At 68.3% G+C, this 18653-nt stretch carries 15 protein-coding genes; 6 read left to right on the top strand and 9 right to left on the bottom strand.

Features of this window, described 5'->3' with window-relative positions; genetic code table 11:
- Positions 1-9 precede the first annotated feature (9 nt).
- The 5 genes from K7G19_RS22480 to K7G19_RS22460 all read right to left on the bottom strand — a co-directional run bounded on the left by K7G19_RS22480 (position 10) and on the right by K7G19_RS22460 (position 6570).
- Positions 10-1737: an ABC transporter substrate-binding protein gene (locus K7G19_RS22480; protein WP_226109243.1), complete on the bottom strand. Its 1728-nt coding sequence runs from the start codon at positions 1735-1737 to the stop codon at positions 10-12.
- A 122-nt stretch (positions 1738-1859) separates the two neighbouring features.
- Positions 1860-2693 (bottom strand): ABC transporter permease, encoded by an 834-nt coding sequence (locus K7G19_RS22475; protein ID WP_370639591.1) that lies wholly within the window; start codon positions 2691-2693, stop codon positions 1860-1862.
- A gap of 152 nt (positions 2694-2845) precedes the next feature.
- Positions 2846-3802, bottom strand: a complete 957-nt coding sequence (locus K7G19_RS22470) for an ABC transporter permease (RefSeq protein WP_149319586.1) — start codon at positions 3800-3802, stop codon at positions 2846-2848.
- A 312-nt stretch (positions 3803-4114) separates the two neighbouring features.
- On the bottom strand, positions 4115-5305 hold the full coding sequence (locus K7G19_RS22465) for an acyl-CoA dehydrogenase family protein (protein ID WP_226109239.1): 1191 nt from the start codon (positions 5303-5305) through the stop codon (positions 4115-4117).
- Positions 5306-5385: 80 nt separating this feature from the next.
- On the bottom strand, positions 5386-6570 hold the full coding sequence (locus K7G19_RS22460; protein ID WP_226109236.1) for an acyl-CoA dehydrogenase family protein: 1185 nt from the start codon (positions 6568-6570) through the stop codon (positions 5386-5388).
- A 322-nt stretch (positions 6571-6892) separates the two neighbouring features.
- On the opposite strand from K7G19_RS22460, the gene K7G19_RS22455 reads away from it, so the two are divergent.
- From K7G19_RS22455 to K7G19_RS22435, 5 genes are all read left to right on the top strand, one after another.
- Positions 6893-7828: an alpha/beta fold hydrolase gene (locus K7G19_RS22455; RefSeq protein WP_226109234.1), complete on the top strand. Its 936-nt coding sequence runs from the start codon at positions 6893-6895 to the stop codon at positions 7826-7828.
- 2 nt (positions 7829-7830) lie between these two features.
- The gene (locus tag K7G19_RS22450; RefSeq protein WP_226109232.1) at positions 7831-8556 is read left to right on the top strand and encodes an alpha/beta fold hydrolase; all 726 of its coding nucleotides are present in this window, start codon (positions 7831-7833) and stop codon (positions 8554-8556) included.
- Positions 8553-9887 carry an MFS transporter gene (locus K7G19_RS22445; protein WP_226109230.1) on the top strand — a complete coding sequence of 445 codons (1335 nt, stop codon included), beginning with the start codon at positions 8553-8555 and terminating at the stop codon, positions 9885-9887. The genes K7G19_RS22450 and K7G19_RS22445 overlap by 4 nt, the downstream gene beginning before the upstream one ends.
- Positions 9888-10016: 129 nt before the next feature.
- The gene (locus K7G19_RS22440; protein ID WP_149319592.1) at positions 10017-11774 is read left to right on the top strand and encodes a long-chain-fatty-acid--CoA ligase; all 1758 of its coding nucleotides are present in this window, start codon (positions 10017-10019) and stop codon (positions 11772-11774) included.
- A gap of 123 nt (positions 11775-11897) precedes the next feature.
- On the top strand, positions 11898-13979 hold the full coding sequence (locus K7G19_RS22435) for a 3-hydroxyacyl-CoA dehydrogenase NAD-binding domain-containing protein (protein ID WP_226109228.1): 2082 nt from the start codon (positions 11898-11900) through the stop codon (positions 13977-13979).
- Between the two features lie 163 nt (positions 13980-14142).
- On the opposite strand, the gene K7G19_RS22430 is transcribed toward K7G19_RS22435, so the two are convergent.
- The 4 genes from K7G19_RS22430 to K7G19_RS22415 are packed head-to-tail and all read right to left on the bottom strand — an operon-like array spanning position 14143 to position 17025.
- Positions 14143-15135, bottom strand: coding sequence for a TauD/TfdA family dioxygenase (locus K7G19_RS22430; RefSeq protein ID WP_226109226.1), 993 nt, complete (start codon positions 15133-15135; stop codon positions 14143-14145).
- The gene (locus K7G19_RS22425; RefSeq protein WP_226109224.1) at positions 15132-16043 is read right to left on the bottom strand and encodes a 4'-phosphopantetheinyl transferase superfamily protein; all 912 of its coding nucleotides are present in this window, start codon (positions 16041-16043) and stop codon (positions 15132-15134) included. The genes K7G19_RS22430 and K7G19_RS22425 overlap by 4 nt, the downstream gene beginning before the upstream one ends.
- Positions 16037-16804 (bottom strand): thioesterase II family protein, encoded by a 768-nt coding sequence (locus K7G19_RS22420; RefSeq protein WP_226109222.1) that lies wholly within the window; start codon positions 16802-16804, stop codon positions 16037-16039. The genes K7G19_RS22425 and K7G19_RS22420 overlap by 7 nt, the downstream gene beginning before the upstream one ends.
- Entirely contained in the window at positions 16801-17025 is a 225-nt protein-coding gene (locus K7G19_RS22415) for an MbtH family NRPS accessory protein (protein ID WP_149319596.1), read from the bottom strand. Before K7G19_RS22415 ends, K7G19_RS22420 begins: the two co-directional genes overlap by 4 nt.
- Positions 17026-17272: 247 nt before the next feature.
- On the opposite strand from K7G19_RS22415, the gene K7G19_RS22410 reads away from it, so the two are divergent.
- Entirely contained in the window at positions 17273-18634 is a 1362-nt protein-coding gene (locus K7G19_RS22410; RefSeq protein ID WP_370639590.1) for a lysine N(6)-hydroxylase/L-ornithine N(5)-oxygenase family protein, read from the top strand.
- Positions 18635-18653: the final 19 nt, after the last annotated feature.

Raw genomic sequence — 18653 nt, 5'->3', positions numbered from 1 at the left:
GGTTTGGGCTCAGAAGCCCATCTTCTTCTTCATCTCCTGATCGATCCACAGCCGCGCGTAGATCGGTCCGGGCCGCACCGCGCCGGCACGCAGTTCGCCGCCGTAGTTCTTGACCCACGGCCACCAGGCCGTATAGACGTACTGCGTCGGCAGCCAGATATACGGCGCCTGCGCGACGATCTCGCGCGTCAGCGCGCGCACCGCCTCCTGCCGCTTGCCGACGTCGCGCAGCTCGAAGGCTTCCTCGACGCGCTTGTCGAACTTCGGATCGTTCCACTGCGAGGCGTTCCACACCTGGCCGCTGACGAAGCTCTTGCGGATCGTCGTGGTCGGATTGGTGTGGCCGTTGTTCATCATGTAGCCGGGCGCGTTGGTCTTGGTCGTCATCGCCGACAGGAAGGCGCCGTACTCCATCGGCTGGATCTGGATGCGCACGCCCACCTGTTCGAGGTAGGCGGCGATCAGCGGCAGCAGCTCCATATGGTCCGGGCTGCAGGCGCACACCTGCACCTTGAAGGTGAAGCCCTTCGGATAGCCGGCCTCGGCCAGCAGCTTGCGTGCCTTGTCCGGGTTGTAGGTGAACAGCTCCTTGACGTTGTCCGGCATCGCGCTGAGCGGCTCGTAGTAACCGACATAGTCCGGATGCTGGGGATAGGCGAACAGCTCGGCGTTGCCGCCGTAGTACTGCTTGACGATCTCCTGCTTGTTGATCGCCATGTTCAGCGCCCGCCGGACGCGGATATCGTTGAACGGCTTGGTGTCGACCCGCAGCGCCAGATACTGGCCCGTGTACGACAGCCAGCGCGACCACTGCAGCTGTGGCGCGCTGCGCTTGAGTTCGTCCACCGCGGTCCAGCGCAGGCCCTCCATGATGTCGAGCTTGCCGGTGCGCAGCATGGTGTTGCGCGTGGCCTCGTCCTTGATCGTGCGCAGCACCACCTTGTCGACGAAGGGCAGCTTGTAGTCCTTGTTGCCGATGCGCTCGCTGTCCCAGTACTGCGGATTCTTCGTGTAGGTGCTGGCGTTGCCCTGCACGAACTGCGTCAGCGTGAACGGGCCCGTGCCGTTGACGTTCTTCCAGTTGGCGGCGCCGGCCGTGGCCACCTCCTTGGGCATGATCCCGGAGTAGTAGCCCCAGCCGAAGCGGTAGTCCCATTCGGCGTTGAATTCCTTGAAGCGGAACACCACCGTGTGCTTGTCGCGCGCCTCGACCTTGCTCAGGTGATCGAAGTACGTCGGGATCTTCTTTGCGCTGGCCTCCTGCCGGCTGTAGCTGAACACCACATCCTCGGCGACCAGTTCGCGCTCTTCCATCACGCCGGGCTTGGCGGGGAACTTGACGCCCTTGCGCAGCTTGACCTCGAGCGTCAGCGGATCGGTCCATTTCCACGATTCGGCCAGCTCGCCGCGGATCGCGTCCTCCGGCAGCCAGGCATCGGCCTGGAAGGCGTACTTGCCGCCGTTGCGCTTGGCCTTGCTCAGGTCGGCGGCGAACAGATGCTCGTAGATCTGGCCGGTGTCGTAGTTCTGCTTCCAGTTCCAGTCGGCGAGATCCCACGACAGGGCGGAGATGGTCGGGTAGACAGAGCCGATCTCCACGGTGCCGCCGTATTTCGGCGCCTCGGCCTGCGCGATGGCGCTGCCCGCGGTCACTGCCATCCCGGCCAACGCGACAGCCGCGGCGATGGCCGCTGCCCGTTTCGCCGTGCGGTGGACCGCCTTGTCGTTGTCGATCATCGCTGTCTCCTGTCTCTGTTCTTGTAGGGGGTGAGTCCGTGCCGTGCTGCCGGGCGCCGTGTTCACGGCTGCCGTGGCACCGGGTGCTGCAGTACCGGTTGCCGCGTTGCCGGGCACCGTCGCTACCGCGTGCCCCGCATGCGCGGATCGAGCAGGTCGCGCAGCGCGTCGCCGTAGACGTTGATCGCGTAGACGACCACGGTCAGGCAGGCGCCGGGCGCCAGCGCCAGCCACGGGCCCTGGAACATGAAGGTGCGGCCGTCGCCCGACAGCATGCCGCCCCAGGTCGGCGCCGGCGGCGGCACGCCCAGGCCGAGGAAGGACAGTCCCGACTCGGCGAGGATCGCGGTACCGACGCGGGTGGTGAACAGCACGATCACCGGCGGCAGCACGTTGGGGAGGATGTGGCGCCACAGGATGCGCGGCGTCGACGCGCCCATCGACTGCGCGGCGTGCACATACATGTTCTCGCGCACCGAGACGACCGCGCTGCGCACGATGCGCGAGCCGCCGATGCCGAGCAGCAGGCCCAGCGTCACCACGATCTGCCAGCTGCCCGGGCCGAGCACCGACACCACCACGATCAGGATCACCAGGTCGGGGAAGCTCATCCACGCATCGACGAAGCGCTGCGCCACCAGGTCGAACTTGCCGCCGAGATAGCCGGTCAGGATGCCGAGCAGCACCGACACCGCGGTGGCCAGCGTCGCGGCCGACAGGCCGATCACCACCGACAGCTGCGCGCCGTACAGGCAGCGCGACAGCATGTCGCGGCCGAGGTTGTCGGTGCCGAAGGGATGGGCCCACGACGGCGCCTGCAGGCGATGCAGCATGTTGATCTCGTTGACGCCGTAGGGCGCCAGCGCATCGGCGAAGACACCGCAGAACAGGAAGATCGCGCAGATCACCGCGCCTGCCGCGCCGAGCGGCTTGTCGCGGAACAGGCGGCGCAACAGGCCGAAGCCGGGCCAGTGGCGGGCCGTGGCGGACGCCGATGTTGCCGTTGCTGCGGTTGCTGCCGCCGTTGCTCCGGAAGCCGCCGCGGTCGCCGCGGCGGCGTCGGCCGCCGTCGGCGCGACAGGAGTCAGGGGGGGCGCGGAACGTGCCATCAGCGATGCCTCACTTTCGGATCGAACAAGCCGTAGCTGAGGTCGACCAGCAGATTGATCAGCATCACCGCCACGCCGACCACCAGGAAAACGCCGGTGATCACCGGATAGTCGCGTTGATGCACCGCGTCGAGCAGCAGCAGGCCCATGCCGGGCAGCGCGAAGATCTGCTCGATGATGACGGCGCCGCCGATCAGCAGCGGCGCCTGCAGGCCTACCAGCGTCACCACGGGAATCAGCGCGTTGCGCAGCGCATGCCGCAGGATCACCATCCGTTCGTTCAGCCCCTTTGCCCAGGCGGTGCGGATATAGTCCTGGCGCAGCACCTCCAGCATCATCGTGCGCGTCATCCGCATCGTGATCGCCGACAGCGCCATGCCCAGCACGATCGCCGGCACCAGCATCTGCTCGATGTGCTGCAGCGGGTTTTCGCGGAACGGCACGTAGCGAACCTCGGGCGACCAGCCCCACCAGACCGACGGAAACACCATCACCATCGTGCCCAGCCAGAAGCTCGGCACCGCCAGCATCAGGATCGAGAACGAGCGCGCCACGTAGTCGGCCGCGCTGTCCTGCCGGATCGCCGACAGCACGCCGATCGGCAGCGCCACCGACAACGCGACCACCAGCGCGATGGCGCCAAGCGACAGCGTCACCGGAATGCGCGCCATCACCATCTTCAGCACCGGCTCGCCCTGCCACAGCGACACGCCGAGATCGCCGTGCAGCACGATATTGCCGATCCAGTGCAGGTATTGCTCCCACATCGGCCGGTCGAGGCCGAGCAGCTGCATCAGTTCCTCGCGGCTGCGCACGTCGGCGCTAATGTCGTTCTGGCTCAGCATCAGGTCGACCACGTCGCCCGGCACCAGCCGCACGATCGAGAACACGATGATGCTGGCGAACAGCAGCGTCGGCAGCAGCGCCAGCAGCCGGCGCATCAGGTAGGCGCTCATGGTCGCCTCGCGTGACAGGTGGCGCGGCGGGCCGCGCGCGCCGATGCCGGCGGGGATACCGGTAACACGATTTCTGCTGATGCTCCGGCCATGCTGTCTCCTGTTTCCGTCCACAGGTCATTGCCTGTGGCGGTATTTCGGCACGCGGAATGCAGTTTTTGTGCGGGGCAATGCAGCGACCGGCTTTGCGCCGATCGCGATCCCAGCATACTCATCGTTCGAAGCGATGACAACCCGGAAGCGCCCCGGGCGCTCTAGTGAATTTCCCGGGGGCGGGCCGCGGCGCAGCCCCGTGCTGTCTCGCCGCGGCGGCTAGTAGCCGCGCAGCCGGGCCCAGCGATCGGCGTGGAAGTTCGCGTCGCCCAGCCACTCCTGCGCGGTGCGTGCGCGCTTCATGAAGAAGCCGATCTCGAACTCGTCGGTCATGCCGATGCCGCCGTGCATCTGCACGCCTTCCTGCACCGCGAGCGTCGCGGTCTCGCCGGCGCGGGCCTTGGCGGCCGACACCAGTGGCTCGGGGCCGTCCGGCGCCGATTCGTCGAGCCGTTGCTGGCAGCGCAGCACGATCGCGCGAGTGAGTTCCAGTTCGGTGAACAGATGCGCGGCGCGGTGCTGCAGCGCCTGGAATTCGCCGATGATCTTGCCGAACTGGCGGCGCTCCTTCAGATACGCCAGCGTGCGGGCGAAGGCCTCGTCCGCGATGCCGAGCAGCTCGGAGGACAGCACCGCGCGGCCGATGTCGAGCGCGCGCTCGAGCAGGGCGCCGCCGCCGTCGACTGCGCCGAGTACGGCGTCCGCGGGCACCTGCACGCCTTCGAAGACGATGCGCGCGGCCTGCGTGGCGTCGGCCAATACCACGCGTTCGATCCGCACGCCCGGGGTGGCGCGGGGCACCAGCAGCAGCGTGATGCCTTGCGTGTCGTCGGCTCCGGCGGCATTGACGGCGTTGGCGGCATTGGTGGCTTGTCCCGCCCGGGCATCGCCGGTGCGCGCCGCGACGATCAGCGTATCCGCGACGTGGCCGTCGACGACCAGCTGCTTGGTGCCGTCGATGCGATAGCCGCCGGCATGCGGCGTCGCGCGCGTGGCCAGGCGGAACGGGCGATGCTTGCCGGCCTCGTCGAGCGCCAGCGCGGTCAGGTGCCGGCCGGATGCGATGGCGGGCAGCAGCGCGTCGCGTTGTGCATCGCTGCCGTAGTGCGTCAGCAGGGAGGCGCCGATTACCGCGGTGGAGAGGAAGGGCGAGGGCGCCAGCGTGCGGCCGATCGCCTCCATGATGACGCCGGCTTCCACCACGCCGAGCCCGCTGCCGCCGTAGGCCTCGGGCACCAGCACGCCGGCCAGGCCGAGGTCGGCAAAGCGTTGCCACAGCTCGCGCGAGAAGCCGGTCGGATCGCCGCTGTCGCGCATCGCGCGCAGCGCGGAGATCGGTGCGTTCTCGCGCAGGAAGGTCAGCGCGCTGTCGCGCAGCATGTCCTGGGTGTCGTTCAGTACGATGGCCATGTCGATGTCCGCGAAGGGTGCCGGGGCGCCGTGCGATCGCGCGGCCCCGGCCCGGTGAAGGGAAGGAGGGGGCAGTGGCGTCAGGCGCCGGGCAGGCCCAGGATGCGCTTGGCGACGATGTTCAGCTGGCCCTCGCTGGTGCCGCCCTCGATCGAATTGGCCTTGGTGCGCAGCCAGGCGCGCGCGGTAGCGCCCTGATGGCTGCGCTCGCTTTCCCATTCGAGCGCATCGCTGCCGCCGATCGACATCAAGAGCTCGTAGCGGCGCTTGTTCAACTCGGCGCCGTAGTACTTGAGCACCGACGAGAAGGCCGCGATGCCTTCACCTTGCTTCGCCAGGTCGCGCACCCGTTCGCCGGCGAAACCGAACGCGGCCTCGTCGATCTCGAAGCGGGCCAGTTGCGCGCGCAGCATCGGCTCGTCGAGCCGGCCGGCCGCATCGGTGCCGATCGCGTTGGCGGCGTGCCGCCCCAGCGGCTGCCGGAAGCCCCGGCTGCCGATCGCGCTGATCATGTCGCGCTCATGGGTCAGCAGATACTTGGCGATCTCCCAGCCACCGTTGAGTTCGCCGACCAGCTGGTCGCGCGGCACCACGACGTCGTCGAAGAAGGTCTCGCAGAACGGCGACTTGCCGGAGATCAGCTCGATCGGGCGGGTCGTCACGCCCGGCGTCTCCATGTCGAACAGCAGGAAGCTGATGCCGGTGTGCTTCTGCGCGGAGAAATCGGTGCGCACCAGGCAGAAGATCCAGTCGGCCTTGTCGGCATACGAGGTCCAGATCTTCTGGCCGTTGACGACGAAGTGGTCGCCACGGTCCTCGGCGCGGGTCTGCAGCGCCGCCAGGTCGGAGCCGGCGTTCGGCTCGGAATAGCCCTGGCACCAGCGGATCTCGCCGCGCGCGATCTTCGGCAGGTGCTCGCGCTTCTGCGCCTCGCTGCCGTACTTGAGCAGCGCCGGCCCGAGCATCGAGATGCCGAAGCTCTGCAGCGGCACCCGGCAGCCGAGCCGCTGCATTTCCTCGCGCAGGATCTTGGCCTGTTCGCGGCTCAGGCCGCCGCCACCGTATTCGCGCGGCCATTCGGGCACGGTCCAGCCGCGCTCGGCCATCCGTTCGAGCCATTGGCGCTGGGCCTCGGAGCGGAAGCGGAACTTGCGTCCGCCCCAGCAGATGTCCTCGTCGTCCTGCACCGGCTGCCGCATCTCGGGCGGGCAATTGTCCTGCAGCCAGGCGTGTGTCTGCTGCCGGAACGTCTCCAGGTCTTCCACGGTGGTCTCCTGTCGCGGTGGCCGGCCTCTGCGGGCCGTGGTCGTTGCTTGAACCCCTTGCTCGAACCGTGCGCCGCCGAATACGGACTGCGCCGATCCGGGGCCGCAGGGCCGTTATACAAGCGGGCGCTCGCCACCGTCAATACGCTATTTACGAAAACGGTATCGGCCATGCAGAGCGCGCATATCGAATATGCCCCATGCGGTGCAGTTTGAAAGGCAATATGGCGGAGCGAGAGCGCTGTGTTAGCATCGCCGGAAACATACCAGAGTTACGAAACAGGTCGACGGCGCGATGCGCCGGAGCGGCCGAGGTGGAGACATGGAGACCAGCGAGGCTTCGATCGACGAAGCGGTGTGGACCTTCCCCGGCGCGCGCGCGCCCAACCGCCGCCGCTGGGTCGACGCCAGCGGCCTGCGGCTGGCCGTCTACGAATGGGGCGAGCCGGATGCCACGCCGCTGCTGCTCGTCCATGGCGCGCTCGATTTCGCCCGCACCTTCGATGGCTTCGCGCCGCTGCTGGCCGATGCGGGCTACCGCGTGGTCTCGTACGACCATCGCGGCCACGGCGATTCCGATCACGCCGATCTCTACAACTGGGTCGCCGATGTGCGCGACATGCTGGCGGTGGCGGATTCGATCACGCGTGAGCCCTGCCTGGCGGTCGGCCACAGCAAGGGCGGCTCGCTGCTGGTGCAGGCGATCCAGGCGCTGCCGCACCGGTTCATCCGTTTTGCTTCGATCGACGGCCTGCCGTTCCGCAGCCCGCATGCCGACAGCGCCGTACGCGAACGCAAGTCCTCGCTGACCGGGCCCGTCATCGCCCGCTGGCTCGATGCGCGCCGCCGCAGCGGCGAGCTCGAGCGCCGGCCCGGCACGCTCGAGGAACTGGCACAGCGCCGCGCCCGGATGAACCCGCGCCTGAGCCATGAATGGCTGTGCTACATCGCCTCGCACGGCGCGCGCCGCGACGAGCACGGCTGGCGCTGGAAGCTGGACCCCGCGATCGGCGTGGGCGGCTTCGGACCGATGCGGGTGCGCTGGATGACCGACAGGCTGCCGGGTTTTCCGATCCCGATGCTGGCGATCTTCGGCTCCGAGAAGGAACCGATGGGCTGGGACGCGACCGCGGACGACCTGATGCCGTTCTTCCCGGCCACCACCGAGGTCCATCGCATGCAGGACGTCGGCCATTTCATCCATATCGAACGGCCGCAGGAGACGGCGCGCCGCATCCTTCAGTTCTTCGGCGCATGACCATGTCCTCGATTCCGTCCCCGCGCCAGTCCCTGCGCCAGTCCCCGCCCCACTACCTGCGCCACCATCGTCTGCGGCTCGCGCTGCATCGGCTCAAGGATGGCGGCGGTCATCCGCTGCTGTTGCTGCATGGGCTGGGCGAACGTTCGCCGACTACCCTGCCGGCCGAATACGCGAGCTGGCCCGGTCCGATCCATGCGCTCGACTTCACCGGCCATGGTGAATCGGACCTGCCGCGCGGCGGCGGCTACAGCTGTGAATTCCTGATGGCCGATGCCGACATCGCGCTGGCGCATCTGGGCCCCTGCACGGTCGCCGGACGCGGCATCGGCGGCTATGTCGCGCTGCTGCTGGCCGGGGCGCGTCCGGGCGAGGTGCGCGGCGCCATCGTGCGCGACGGACCCGGGCTGTCCGGCGGCGGCGGCGCGGCGCGCAGCCCCTATATTCCGGTGCCGGATCTGAACCAGTTGGCGCCGCCCGATCCGTTTGCGATTGCGGAGCTGGCCAATGACGTCCGCCCGCCCAGCTATGCGTCGAGCTTCGCGATGCTGGCGTCGCAGCATTCCGACCTCGATACGCCCATCTCCGTCTGCTGCTGCGAGCGCCCGCCGTGGCTCGCCGCGGTGATGGAGCTGCTGTCGCTGGAGCCGGTCGCGCTGGACCAGGCGTTGCAGCAATACGCGGCGGCTGCGGGCGCCGGCATCCGCCCGGAGCGGGAGTCGGCATGAGCCCGGCCCTGTCGTCCGCGCGCGAGTCCGCCGACGCGGACGACGATGCCGAGCGCGGCTATCTGGACCATGTGTCGCGGCATTTCCGCCGCAATGCGCTGGCCTTCCTGGCGCACGGCATGCTGGGCATGACCGGCTTCCGGCTGGTCACCGCGCCGACCTTCGTGCCGGCCTATCTCTACCTGCTGTCCGGCTCGAAGCTGACCGTCGGCCTGGTGCTGTCGGCGCAGTACGCCGGCATGGCCGCGTCGTCGCTGTGGGGCGCGACGCTGATCGAGCATCGGCAACAGGTGATGCCGATGCTGTACCGCGTCGGCTGGCTGGTACGGCTGCAGGTGCTGGGGCTGGCGCTGTCGGCGCTGTGGCTGTCTGGTGCGGCGGCGCTGACGGCGGCGGCCGTCTTCCTGCTGCTGTTCGGCCTGCTGAACGGCGTGCAGAACGTCGCCTTCCAATACCTGACCTCGAAGATCATTCCGCTGCATCGCCGTGGCGGACTCAGCGCGCTGCGCAACTTCTTCGGCGGCCTGACCGCGGCGGCGGTGGCCTGGCTCGGCGGGCGCTATCTGGTCGGCAACGACGTGCTCGGCAACGGCTATGCGGCGACCTTCCTGGCCGCCTTCGTGCTGACCAGCCTCGGCATCTCCGCCCTGGCCGGCATGCGCGAGCCCGCCTTGCAGGACGTGCGCCTGCCGGTCGGCTTTCGGCGCCGCATCCGCGAGGTGCCGGCCTTGCTGCGGGCGCAGCCCGACTTCGTGCGCTTCTTCATCGCCCGCGCGCTGGTGGCGCTGGGCATGATGGCGATGCCGTTCTATGCGATCTACGCCGGCCAGCATATCGACCTGTCCGGCGCGACGCTGGGCTATCTGAGCCTGGCCTATCTGCTCGCGCAGACCGCCAGCAACCTGCTGTGGGGCCGGCTGGCCGACCGCTATGGCTATCGGCTCGTGTTCCTCGCCAGCATCGCGCTATGGATCGCCGCCACCGCGCTGCTGCTGTGCTGCGGCTCGCTGGGCTGGTTCGTGCTCGCCTTCTGTGGGCTGGGCGCGGGCTTCGGCGGGTTCTTCATCTCGGCCGACAACCTGGTGATGGAATTCGGCGCACGCAAGGACCGGCCGATGCTGCTGGCCGTCGCGGGCACCGGCACCTACGCGATGATGGCGATCGGCCCGGTGCTGGGCGGCATGCTGGCGCAGGGCGTGCGCTTCTGGCTGGTGTTCGCGCTGGCCATCGCGGTCAAGTGCCTGGCGTTCGCGATGGCGCTGGCGATGAAGGACCCCCGACGACGGCCCGGCCCGTTGCCGCCGAATCAGGGCGATCCCATGACGTCGTGACGTGCTGACGCTCTGACGCTTGGGTACGCCGATGCCCGGACGACGACGCTTTGCCCACGGTCTGCTTGCTTCTCCCGCCTGCGGGAAAGGGCTGGGGCAGAGGGCAAAAGACAAACACCAGGAGACGAGATGGAAGCCAGAACCTATCCCGAGTTCAGCACCCACTATCCGCTGCTGCTGACCACCATCATGCGGCGGCCGGTGCGGATGTATCCCGATCAGATCGGCGTCGTCTACCGCAATCACCTCAGCGGCGAGTACTTCCGCTTTACCTGGGACCAGTGGTATCGGCGCGTCTGCCAGCTGGCCAACGCGCTGTCGTCCGAACTCGACGTCGTGGCGGGTACTCCGCGCGAACCGGGCGACCGCATAGCCACCATGGCGCTGAACACGCACCGCCACCTGGAGCTGTACTTCGGCGTGCCCGGCGTCGGCGCGACGCTGCATCCGGTCAACGTCCGGCTGTCCCCCGAGCACATCGTCTACACCATCCGCCATGCGCAGGACCGCGTGCTGTTCTTCGACGACGCGCTGCTGCCGCTGGTCGAGGGCATCTACGACCATATCAAGGATGTGGTGCAGCGCTTCGTCTATCTGTCGGACAAGCCCGGGCTGCCGGAGACGCGCATCGCCAACCTGATCCACTACGAGGATCTGCTGGCGCGGCAGCCAGAGCAGTTCGACTGGCCGGCCCTGCACGAGGACGTCAACGCGACGCTGTGCTACACCACCGGCACCACCGGACAGCCCAAGGGCGCGACCTTCACGCATCGCCAGCTGTATCTGATGACGGTGCACGTGATGGCGCAGATGGCGATCGCCAACACGCCGTCGATCGACATCGAGGACGGCCTTGGCGTGCGGCTCGGCGAATCGGCGGTGCCGCTGCTGAACACGCCGATGTTCCATATCCACGCCTGGGGCGCGCCCTTCATCGCGGTCTACAGCGCGCAGAAGATCGTGCTGCACGGCACCTTCACCGTGCAGGGGTTCTGCGAGCTGGTCGAGCGCGAGAAGGTGACCTCGGTCGGCATCGTCGCCACCATCGCGGCGATGCTGCTCGAATACCCGGATCTGCACAAATACGACCTGAGCAGCCTGGTGCGCGTCAACGTCGGCGGCGGTGCGCTGCCGCTGGGCCTGAAGAAGAAGCTCGAAGCGCTGATCCCGTCGTTCCGGATGAGCTCCGGGTACGGCATGACGGAAACCGCCCCGACCATCGTCACTTCCTTCATCAAGAAGGACCTGGTCGACCTGGACCGCGAGCAGACCGATGCGCTGCTGGTCAAGGCGGGCCTGCCGATCCTCGGCGTCGACGTCGAGGTGGTGGACGATGACGGCAAGCCGGTGCCGAAGGACGACCAGACCGTCGGCGAGATCGTCGTGCGCGCGCCGTGGACCACCGAACGCTATTTCCGCGATCCCGAGAAGAGCGCCGAGCTGTGGCGCGGCGGCTGGCTGCATACCGGCGACCTGGCCAAGGTCGATGCGCACGGCTACATCACGATCGCGGACCGCATCAAGGACGTGATCCGCAGCGGCGCCGAGATGGTGCCGACCGTGCTGCTGGAAAACCTGATCGCGATGGCCGACTTCGTGCAGGAGGCGACCGTGGTGGGCGTGCCCGATCCGGTCTGGGGCGAACGGCCGATGGCGCTGGTCAGCGTGCGCACCGGCTTCGAGGCGGATGAATACGCGGTCATCGATTTCCTGAAGACCCATGGCGTCGACACCGGCCGCATCACCAAATGGATGCTGCCCAAGCTGGTGGCGATCACGCGCGACATCCCGAAGACCAGCGTCGGCAAGTACAACAAGAAGCGCATCCGCGACGAGCTGGATCGCTTTCTGGCGATCGCGCGGGATGTCAGCGATCGTGCGGGCTGAGGTGGGGGCGGGCTGCGTGGTGTTGATCCTTGCCCGATCCCGATCCCGATTCGGACCCCGAGCCCGATCCTGAGTGCGGATCCAGTTCTGATTTCAATTCCCAATTCCAATGGAGACATCTCGATGACGACCATCAACCCGGTCACCGACCTCACCGTGGACGCCGGCGTCGCCGTGCTGACGATCGACTCGCCGCCGGTCAACGCGCTGTCGGCCAATGTTCGCGCGGGCATCCTGGCGGGCGTCCGGCAAGCCGTCGCCGACGACGCGGTCAAGGCCATCGTGCTGATCTGCGCCGGCAAGACCTTTATCGCGGGCGCCGATATCACCGAGTTCGGCAAGCCCCCGACCGGCCCGTCGTTGCCCGAGGTGCAGGCCGCCATCGAGGACGCGCCCAAGCCGGTAATTGCCGCCATCCACGGCACCGCACTCGGCGGCGGACTCGAAGTCGCGCTGGTCTGCCACTATCGCGTGGCGGCGCGTTCCGCCAAATGCGGCCTGCCCGAGGTCACTCTGGGCCTGCTGCCCGGCGCAGGCGGCACCCAGCGGCTGCCGCGCATCGTCGGCGTCGAGAAGGCGCTGGAAATGGTCACCTCGGGCACCCACGTGCCGGCGCCGGCCGCGGCCGAGATGGGTCTGGTCGATCTGCTGACCGACGACGCCAGCCTGCGCGCCGATGCCATCGCCTTCGCCCGCCGGGTCGTGGCCGAGGCGCGGCCGCTGCGCAAGGTCCGCGATCTCGACGACAAGATCGCCGCCGCGCGCGGGAAGCCGGAGATCTTCGCCGAGTTCCGCCGGGCCAACGCCCGGCGCTTTCGCGGCTTCGATGCGCCGGAATACAACATCCGCTGCATCGAGGCGGCGGTCGAACTGCCGTTCGACGAAGGGCTCAAGCGCGAGCGCGCGATGTTCGTCGAGCTGCTGAACGGCACGCAGTCGGCGGCGCAGCGCTACTACTTCTTCGCCTCGCGCCAGGTCTGGCAGTTGCCCGATATCGGCGCCGATACGCCGCTGCTGCCGGTCAAGCAGGTGGGCATCATCGGGGCCGGCACCATGGGCGGCGGCATTGCGATGAACTTTCTCAATGCCGGCTATCCGGTCACCATCGTCGAGACCTCGCAGCAGGCGCTGGACCGTGGGGTGCGGACCATCCGCGCCAACTACGAGAACACGGCGAAGAAGGGCCGCATCACGGCCGCCGACATCGAGCGCCGCATGGCGCTGCTGACGCCGACGCTGCAGATGGAGTGGCTGGCCGACGCCGATCTGGTGATCGAGGCCGTGTTCGAGAACATGGACGTCAAGAAGGACGTGTTCGGCCGGCTCGACCGCATCGCCAAGCCGGGCGCGATCCTGGCGACCAATACCTCGGCGCTGGACGTCGACGAGATCGCCGCCGCCACGTCGCGGCCTGAGGCGGTGATCGGCCTGCATTTCTTCTCGCCGGCCAATGTGATGAAGCTGCTGGAGGTCGTGCGCGGCGCGAAGACCGCCAAGCCGGTGATCCGCACGTCCATGGAACTGGCCCGCAAGATCGGCAAGATCGCCGCGCTGGTGGGCGTCTGCCCGGGCTTCGTCGGCAACCGGATGCTGGCGCAGCGCCAGCGCGAGGCACAGAAGCTGGTGCTGGAAGGCGCGCTGCCATGGGATGTCGACCGCGTGCTGTACGACTTCGGCTTCCCGATGGGACCGTTCGCGATGAGCGACCTCGCCGGCCTCGACCTTGGCTGGGTCCGGGAGAAGTCGAGCAGCTCGACGCTGCGCGAAATCCTCTGCGAAATGGATCGGCGCGGGCAGAAGACCGGGGCGGGGTACTACGACTACGACGAGAAGCGCAACGCCAGGCCGTCGCCGGTGGTCGAGCAGGTGATCCGCGATTTCGCGGCGAAGCAGGGCCGCACCAGCCGCGTCGTCTCCGAGCAGGAGATCCTGGAGCGCTGCATCTATCCGATGATCAACGAGGGCGCCAAGATCCTGGAGGAAGGCAAGGCGATCCGAGCGTCGGATATCGATGTGATCTGGGTCAACGGCTATGGCTGGCCGGTCTACCGCGGCGGCCCGATGTTCTATGCGGACACGATCGGCCTCGACAAGGTGTTGGAGACGCTGCGGCGCTACGAGGAAAGCTTCGGTGCCGACTTCAAGCCGGCCAGGCTGCTCGAAGACCTGGTGGCGCAGGGTCGCAAGTTTGGCGACCTGAAGTAGGCCCACCAGTTGGGCATTGTGGCCACCATACGGGGCCGCCATACGGGGCCGCCATACGGGGCCGCAATGCCGTCGTCCCCGCGAAACGGGGAAGCGGCGGCCCGTATGACCCTGCATTCCGCATCGGCGGAAGGACCAAATCCGCCGTGCGATCTCGGTCGGCCTAGGCCGGCGCGCCGTGCGGCTCGGCCATCGCCACCACGACCTTGCGCGGTCCGCTGAACGGCTCGCGCGCATGCGCGGTCAGCATATTGTCCAGCATCAGCACATCGCCCTGACGCCACGGGAACACGATCTTGTGCGCGTCGAGCACCGCGCGGACGGCGTCCATTTCGGCGTCCGGAATCGGCGCGCCGTCGCCGTAATAGACATTGCGCGGCAGGTCCTCTTCGCCGACCGTATCGAGCAGCACCTCGCGCATCTCGGGCGCCAGCGCCGACAGATGGAACAGGTGCGCCTGGTTGAACCACACCGGATCGCCGGTATGCGGATGATGGGCGATGCCCTGCACCCGCTGGCGCGTGCGCAGTTCGCCGTCGTCCTTCCATTCGCAGACGATGCCATGCCGCGCGCAGTAGGCCTCGACCTGGGCGCGGTCCTCGGTGTTGAACACCTGCTGCCACGGCACATCCATGCCGTTGCCGAAGTTGCGCACATAGCAAAGCCCGCGCGTGGCAAAGCGCTCCCGTGTGCCGGCATCGACCGCACGGTAGATCGCGCGGCTGTCGGCGATCGGCGTTTCGCCGCCCTGTGGCGCCGCGCGCTCGCAATAGAACCAGATCTTCATCGGCCATTCGCGCGTATAGGCCTGCTCGTTGTGCAGCGGGATCGACTGGTGCGCGGGGTATTCGGTCGAGGTATAGACGCCGCCGGTCACCTTGCTGCGCGGCGTGGAGCCGAACTCATAGCTGAGCAGCGGATGGCCGAAGGCGGCGGCGAAGGCGCGAAAGCCCTCGGCGCCGTCGACGGCGAACGAGCGGAACAGCACGCCGCCGGTGGTGCGCAGGTGTTCCTCGATCTGGGCGCGCAGCCGTGGCAGCGCTTCGATCAGCGGCTCGCCCGCGCTGGCGGCCTCGAAGGTGAAGGGCAGCTCCGCCGCGCGCGGCAACGACGCGGCGGTCAGCGACTCGACGGTAGGCGTGGACAGATCGGTCATGCGGTCCTCATCGGGAGAGCTTGGGCGGGAATGCCTTTGGCGGGAAGGGCTTCGGCGCGAGGGGCTTCGGCGCGAGGGGCGGAAACGGTGTTTCTGCCCTCTCCCGCTTGCGGGAGGGAGTCGGGGCAGAGGGAAGTATCAGCAGCCCCGGTGAGCAGCGCCAAGGCGGCGCGATATGGCGCATCGCCGGCGTTCGCTTGGCACGGCAGCGAAGCAACCTCGCAGGCCTGCGCCGGATGCCACGCCCCCGCGGCGGTCGGTAGCGCCGCCCCCGGACCGTGCGGCCGCCAGCGGCCGTCGCCCGACCCCTGCAGCGCGACCTGCTGCCAACGGGGATCGGCGATGCCGGTGCCGGCCGCCTTGGTCAGGGCTTCGCGCGCGGTCCACAGCGCATAGAAGCGATCCAGCCGCAAGGCGGGATGGCAGCCGCACAGCATGGCCTGCTCGTCCGCCGAGAACGCCGATGCGGCCAACGTCAGCGGCTCCACCGGGCGGCATTGCTCGATGTCGACGCCGACCGCCGCGATCGCGGGATCCGTCGCGATGGCGATCAAGCCGATGCCGCCGCTGTGCGAGACATTGAAGCGCGGCGCGCTGTCGATCCCCGGCGGCAAGATCGGTTTGCCCAGCGGATCTGCCTCCAGCGGGACCGCCTGCGGCGCAAGTTCGACAATCGCGCCAAGCAAACAGCGCAACGCGGCGCGTACCGCGGCAAAGCGGGCCCGATCGGCACCGCGACGATAGCCGCGCAGCCGCGCCGCTTCCTGTGGCGACAGGACTGCCAGGTCACCGGGTGCGGGCTCGGCCTTGACGTCGATATCGATCCGCCAGACGCGCACGTCGTAGGACTCGAGCGGCGCGGGCAGCGGCACGGGCGTCGGCTCCATCGATCGCAGCGGCGCTAGCATGCGCTGACCTCCACGGCTGCGCTCCCCGCCGCGGCCGCCGCCGAAACGCCAAGCTGCGTGCCGATCCGCGCAAGCATCGATGCGGCGTGGTCGCGCAGGAAGAAGTGCCCGCCGTCGTACCAGTCCAGCGTGAAGGCGCCCTCCGTTTCGTGGCCCCAGCCGGCGATCGTACCGCCGACGGTGCGGTCGCTGCGCCCGCCGAAGGCATGCAGCGGACAGCGCAGCAACGTCCGCTCGCGATGCCGATAACTCGCGCAGACACGGAAGTCGGCACGCAGCACCGGCAACGTCAACGCCATCATTTCCTCGTGTTCCAGCAATTCCGGCGGCGTGCCGTCGAGCGCGCGCAGATGGTCCATCAGCGCGGCATCGTCCAGCGGTCCGGCGAAGCGGTCGGGGTCGCGCAGACGCGGGGCCGGGCAACCGGAGACCACCAATGCGCAAGCGGGCTCGCCCTCGCCCTGCCAGCGGTGCGCCAGCTCGTAGGCGATCAGCGCCCCCATGCTGTGGCCGAACAGCGCATGGCGGCTGCGCGGCGATTCGGCCAGCAGCCGCTGCTGGCGCAACTCGAGCGCCAGCTGGTCGCACAGCGTATCGAACGATTCGCACAGCGGCTGCCCAATCCGGGTGCCGCGGCCGGGCAGTTCGACCGGCCGGATCGTCAGCCCGGCCGGCGCCGCGCGGCGCCATCCGGCATAGGCCGCGGCGCCCGCGCCCGCATTGGGCAGGCACCACAGCGTGACCGGGCCGGTGGCGGTCATCGCGCCGCGGGCTCGCCCTGCGCTTGCATCGCGGCACGCAGGCTCGCGGGCCGCATATCGGTCCAGTGTGTCTCGATGTACTCCAGGCATTGCTGCCGCTGGCCGCTGAAGCCGACGGCGCGCCAGCCCGCCGGGATCGGACGGTAATCGGGCCAGATCGAATACTGCTCTTCCGGATTGATGACGACCTGGAAGAGCAGGGTGTCGCTGTCGAAGCTCATGGTGTGTCCCTCGTCTGACTGGATGCGTGGCAGTGGCGGCGCCCAAGCGAACGCCCGTGACAACTAGACGGACCGGGACGGCGCGAATTTAGTCGAGAGGGACCCGGCGGGCTCGCGTCGGCGATCGCCGGATTGAATCCAAAATCTAAATATCGCCCGCCCCGGATCGTCACATCGGATATCCCCGCACGAGACGCGGGGTCGGCCGCTGCGTCGGTCGCCGAACTCCCACCGCAAGGGGCATCAGATGACAAGCAGTGCTTTGGAATACGACCTACTCGGCATCGGCTTCGGGCCATCGAATCTGGCGCTGGCCATTGCGATGGAAGAGCGCGCCGGTGCCGCGGCGGCGGCCCGCACCGCGCGGCCGCCGCGCTATGCCTTCATCGAGCGCAAGCCCGATTTCGTCTGGCATGGCGGCATGCTGCTGGACGACACCGACATGCAGATTTCCTTCCTGAAGGATCTGGCGACGCTGCGCAATCCGCGCAGCCCTTATACCTTCATCAACTATCTGCACAGCCGCGGTCGGCTCGAAGCGTTCATCAACCTGAAGACGTTCTTCCCGAGCCGGATCGAGTTCAACGACTATCTGGCGTGGGTCGCGTCGCACTTCGGCGAGCGCTGCCACTATGGGGAGGAGGTGATCGACGTGCTGCCCGAGCCGGCGGACGGCGTGGTGCAGCGCCTGCGCGTCCGCTCGAGGGATGCGGACGGGCGCATCCATGAGCGCCTGACGCGCAATCTGGTGCTGGGCGTCGGCGGCGAGCCGCAGGTGCCCGCGGCCTTCCGTGGCTGGCGCGATGCGCGCGTGGTGCATTCCTCCGGCTATCTGGACCGGATCGCCCAGTATCGCGACGACAATGCGCCGCGGCGGATCGCGGTGGTCGGTGGCGGCCAGAGCGCGGCCGAGGTCTTCATGGACCTGGTCAAGCGCTTCCCGGCCTCGGAGGTCGCGATGGTGTTGCGCGGCGGCGCGCTCAAGCCGTCGGACGACAGCCCGTTCGTCAACGAGATCTTCAGCCCCGGCTTCACCGACTTCATCTATCGGCAACCCGGCGAGCGCCGGCAGCAGATGCTGCAGGAATATCGCAATACCAACTACTCGGTGGTCGACCTCGACCTGATCGAGCGCATCTATCAGATGCTCTATCAGCAGAAGGTGGTCGGCAATCCGCAGCACCAGCTGCTGCCGGGCAAGGACATCGAGGCGGCCGCGCCGCAGCCGGACGGCATTGCCTGCGTGCTGCGCGACCGTGCCAATGGCGCCGTGCAGCGCCAGCAGTTCGATCTGGTGGTGCTGGCCACCGGCTATCGGCGCCAGGCTCACCAGCGCATGCTTGCGCCGCTGGCCTCGCTGATCGGCGAGGGCTTCCGCGTCGACCGCCACTATCGGCTGCAAACGTCGACGCGTTGCCTGCCGCAGATTTTTCTGCAGGGTTGCTGCGAGGACAGCCACGGCCTCAGCGATACCTTGCTGTCGGTGCTGGCCGTGCGCTCGCACGAAATCGCCGAGGCGGTGCTGGAGAACGAGATGCAGGCGGATCGTGATGCCGTGCGCGTCGCGCGGGACGCCGCCGACGTGCGGCCGCTGGTTGGCACGGCATAGCCGGCCGTGTGGTGTCTGC

Source organism: Cupriavidus sp. DB3, from assembly GCF_020418465.1.
GTDB lineage: Bacteria > Pseudomonadota > Gammaproteobacteria > Burkholderiales > Burkholderiaceae > Cupriavidus > Cupriavidus cauae.
The sequence above is the reverse complement of the archived record's forward strand: the minus strand, read 5'-3'. Positions and strand labels throughout refer to the sequence as shown.

Excerpts from the sequence above, each read along its gene's own strand:
- K7G19_RS22480 (WP_226109243.1), bottom strand. The coding sequence starts at position 1,737 with ATGATCGACAACGACAAGGCGGTCCACCGCACGGCGAAACGGGCAGCG.
- K7G19_RS22470 (WP_149319586.1), bottom strand. The coding sequence starts at position 3,802 with ATGAGCGCCTACCTGATGCGCCGGCTGCTGGCGCTGCTGCCGACGCTG.
- K7G19_RS22465 (WP_226109239.1), bottom strand. The coding sequence starts at position 5,305 with ATGGCCATCGTACTGAACGACACCCAGGACATGCTGCGCGACAGCGCG.
- K7G19_RS22455 (WP_226109234.1), top strand. The coding sequence starts at position 6,893 with ATGGAGACCAGCGAGGCTTCGATCGACGAAGCGGTGTGGACCTTCCCC.
- K7G19_RS22450 (WP_226109232.1), top strand. The coding sequence starts at position 7,831 with ATGTCCTCGATTCCGTCCCCGCGCCAGTCCCTGCGCCAGTCCCCGCCC.
- K7G19_RS22445 (WP_226109230.1), top strand. The coding sequence starts at position 8,553 with ATGAGCCCGGCCCTGTCGTCCGCGCGCGAGTCCGCCGACGCGGACGAC.
- K7G19_RS22440 (WP_149319592.1), top strand. The coding sequence starts at position 10,017 with ATGGAAGCCAGAACCTATCCCGAGTTCAGCACCCACTATCCGCTGCTG.
- K7G19_RS22435 (WP_226109228.1), top strand. The coding sequence starts at position 11,898 with ATGACGACCATCAACCCGGTCACCGACCTCACCGTGGACGCCGGCGTC.
- K7G19_RS22430 (WP_226109226.1), bottom strand. The coding sequence starts at position 15,135 with ATGACCGATCTGTCCACGCCTACCGTCGAGTCGCTGACCGCCGCGTCG.
- K7G19_RS22425 (WP_226109224.1), bottom strand. The coding sequence starts at position 16,043 with ATGCTAGCGCCGCTGCGATCGATGGAGCCGACGCCCGTGCCGCTGCCC.
- K7G19_RS22420 (WP_226109222.1), bottom strand. The coding sequence starts at position 16,804 with ATGACCGCCACCGGCCCGGTCACGCTGTGGTGCCTGCCCAATGCGGGC.
- K7G19_RS22415 (WP_149319596.1), bottom strand. The coding sequence starts at position 17,025 with ATGAGCTTCGACAGCGACACCCTGCTCTTCCAGGTCGTCATCAATCCG.
- K7G19_RS22410 (WP_370639590.1), top strand. The coding sequence starts at position 17,273 with ATGACAAGCAGTGCTTTGGAATACGACCTACTCGGCATCGGCTTCGGG.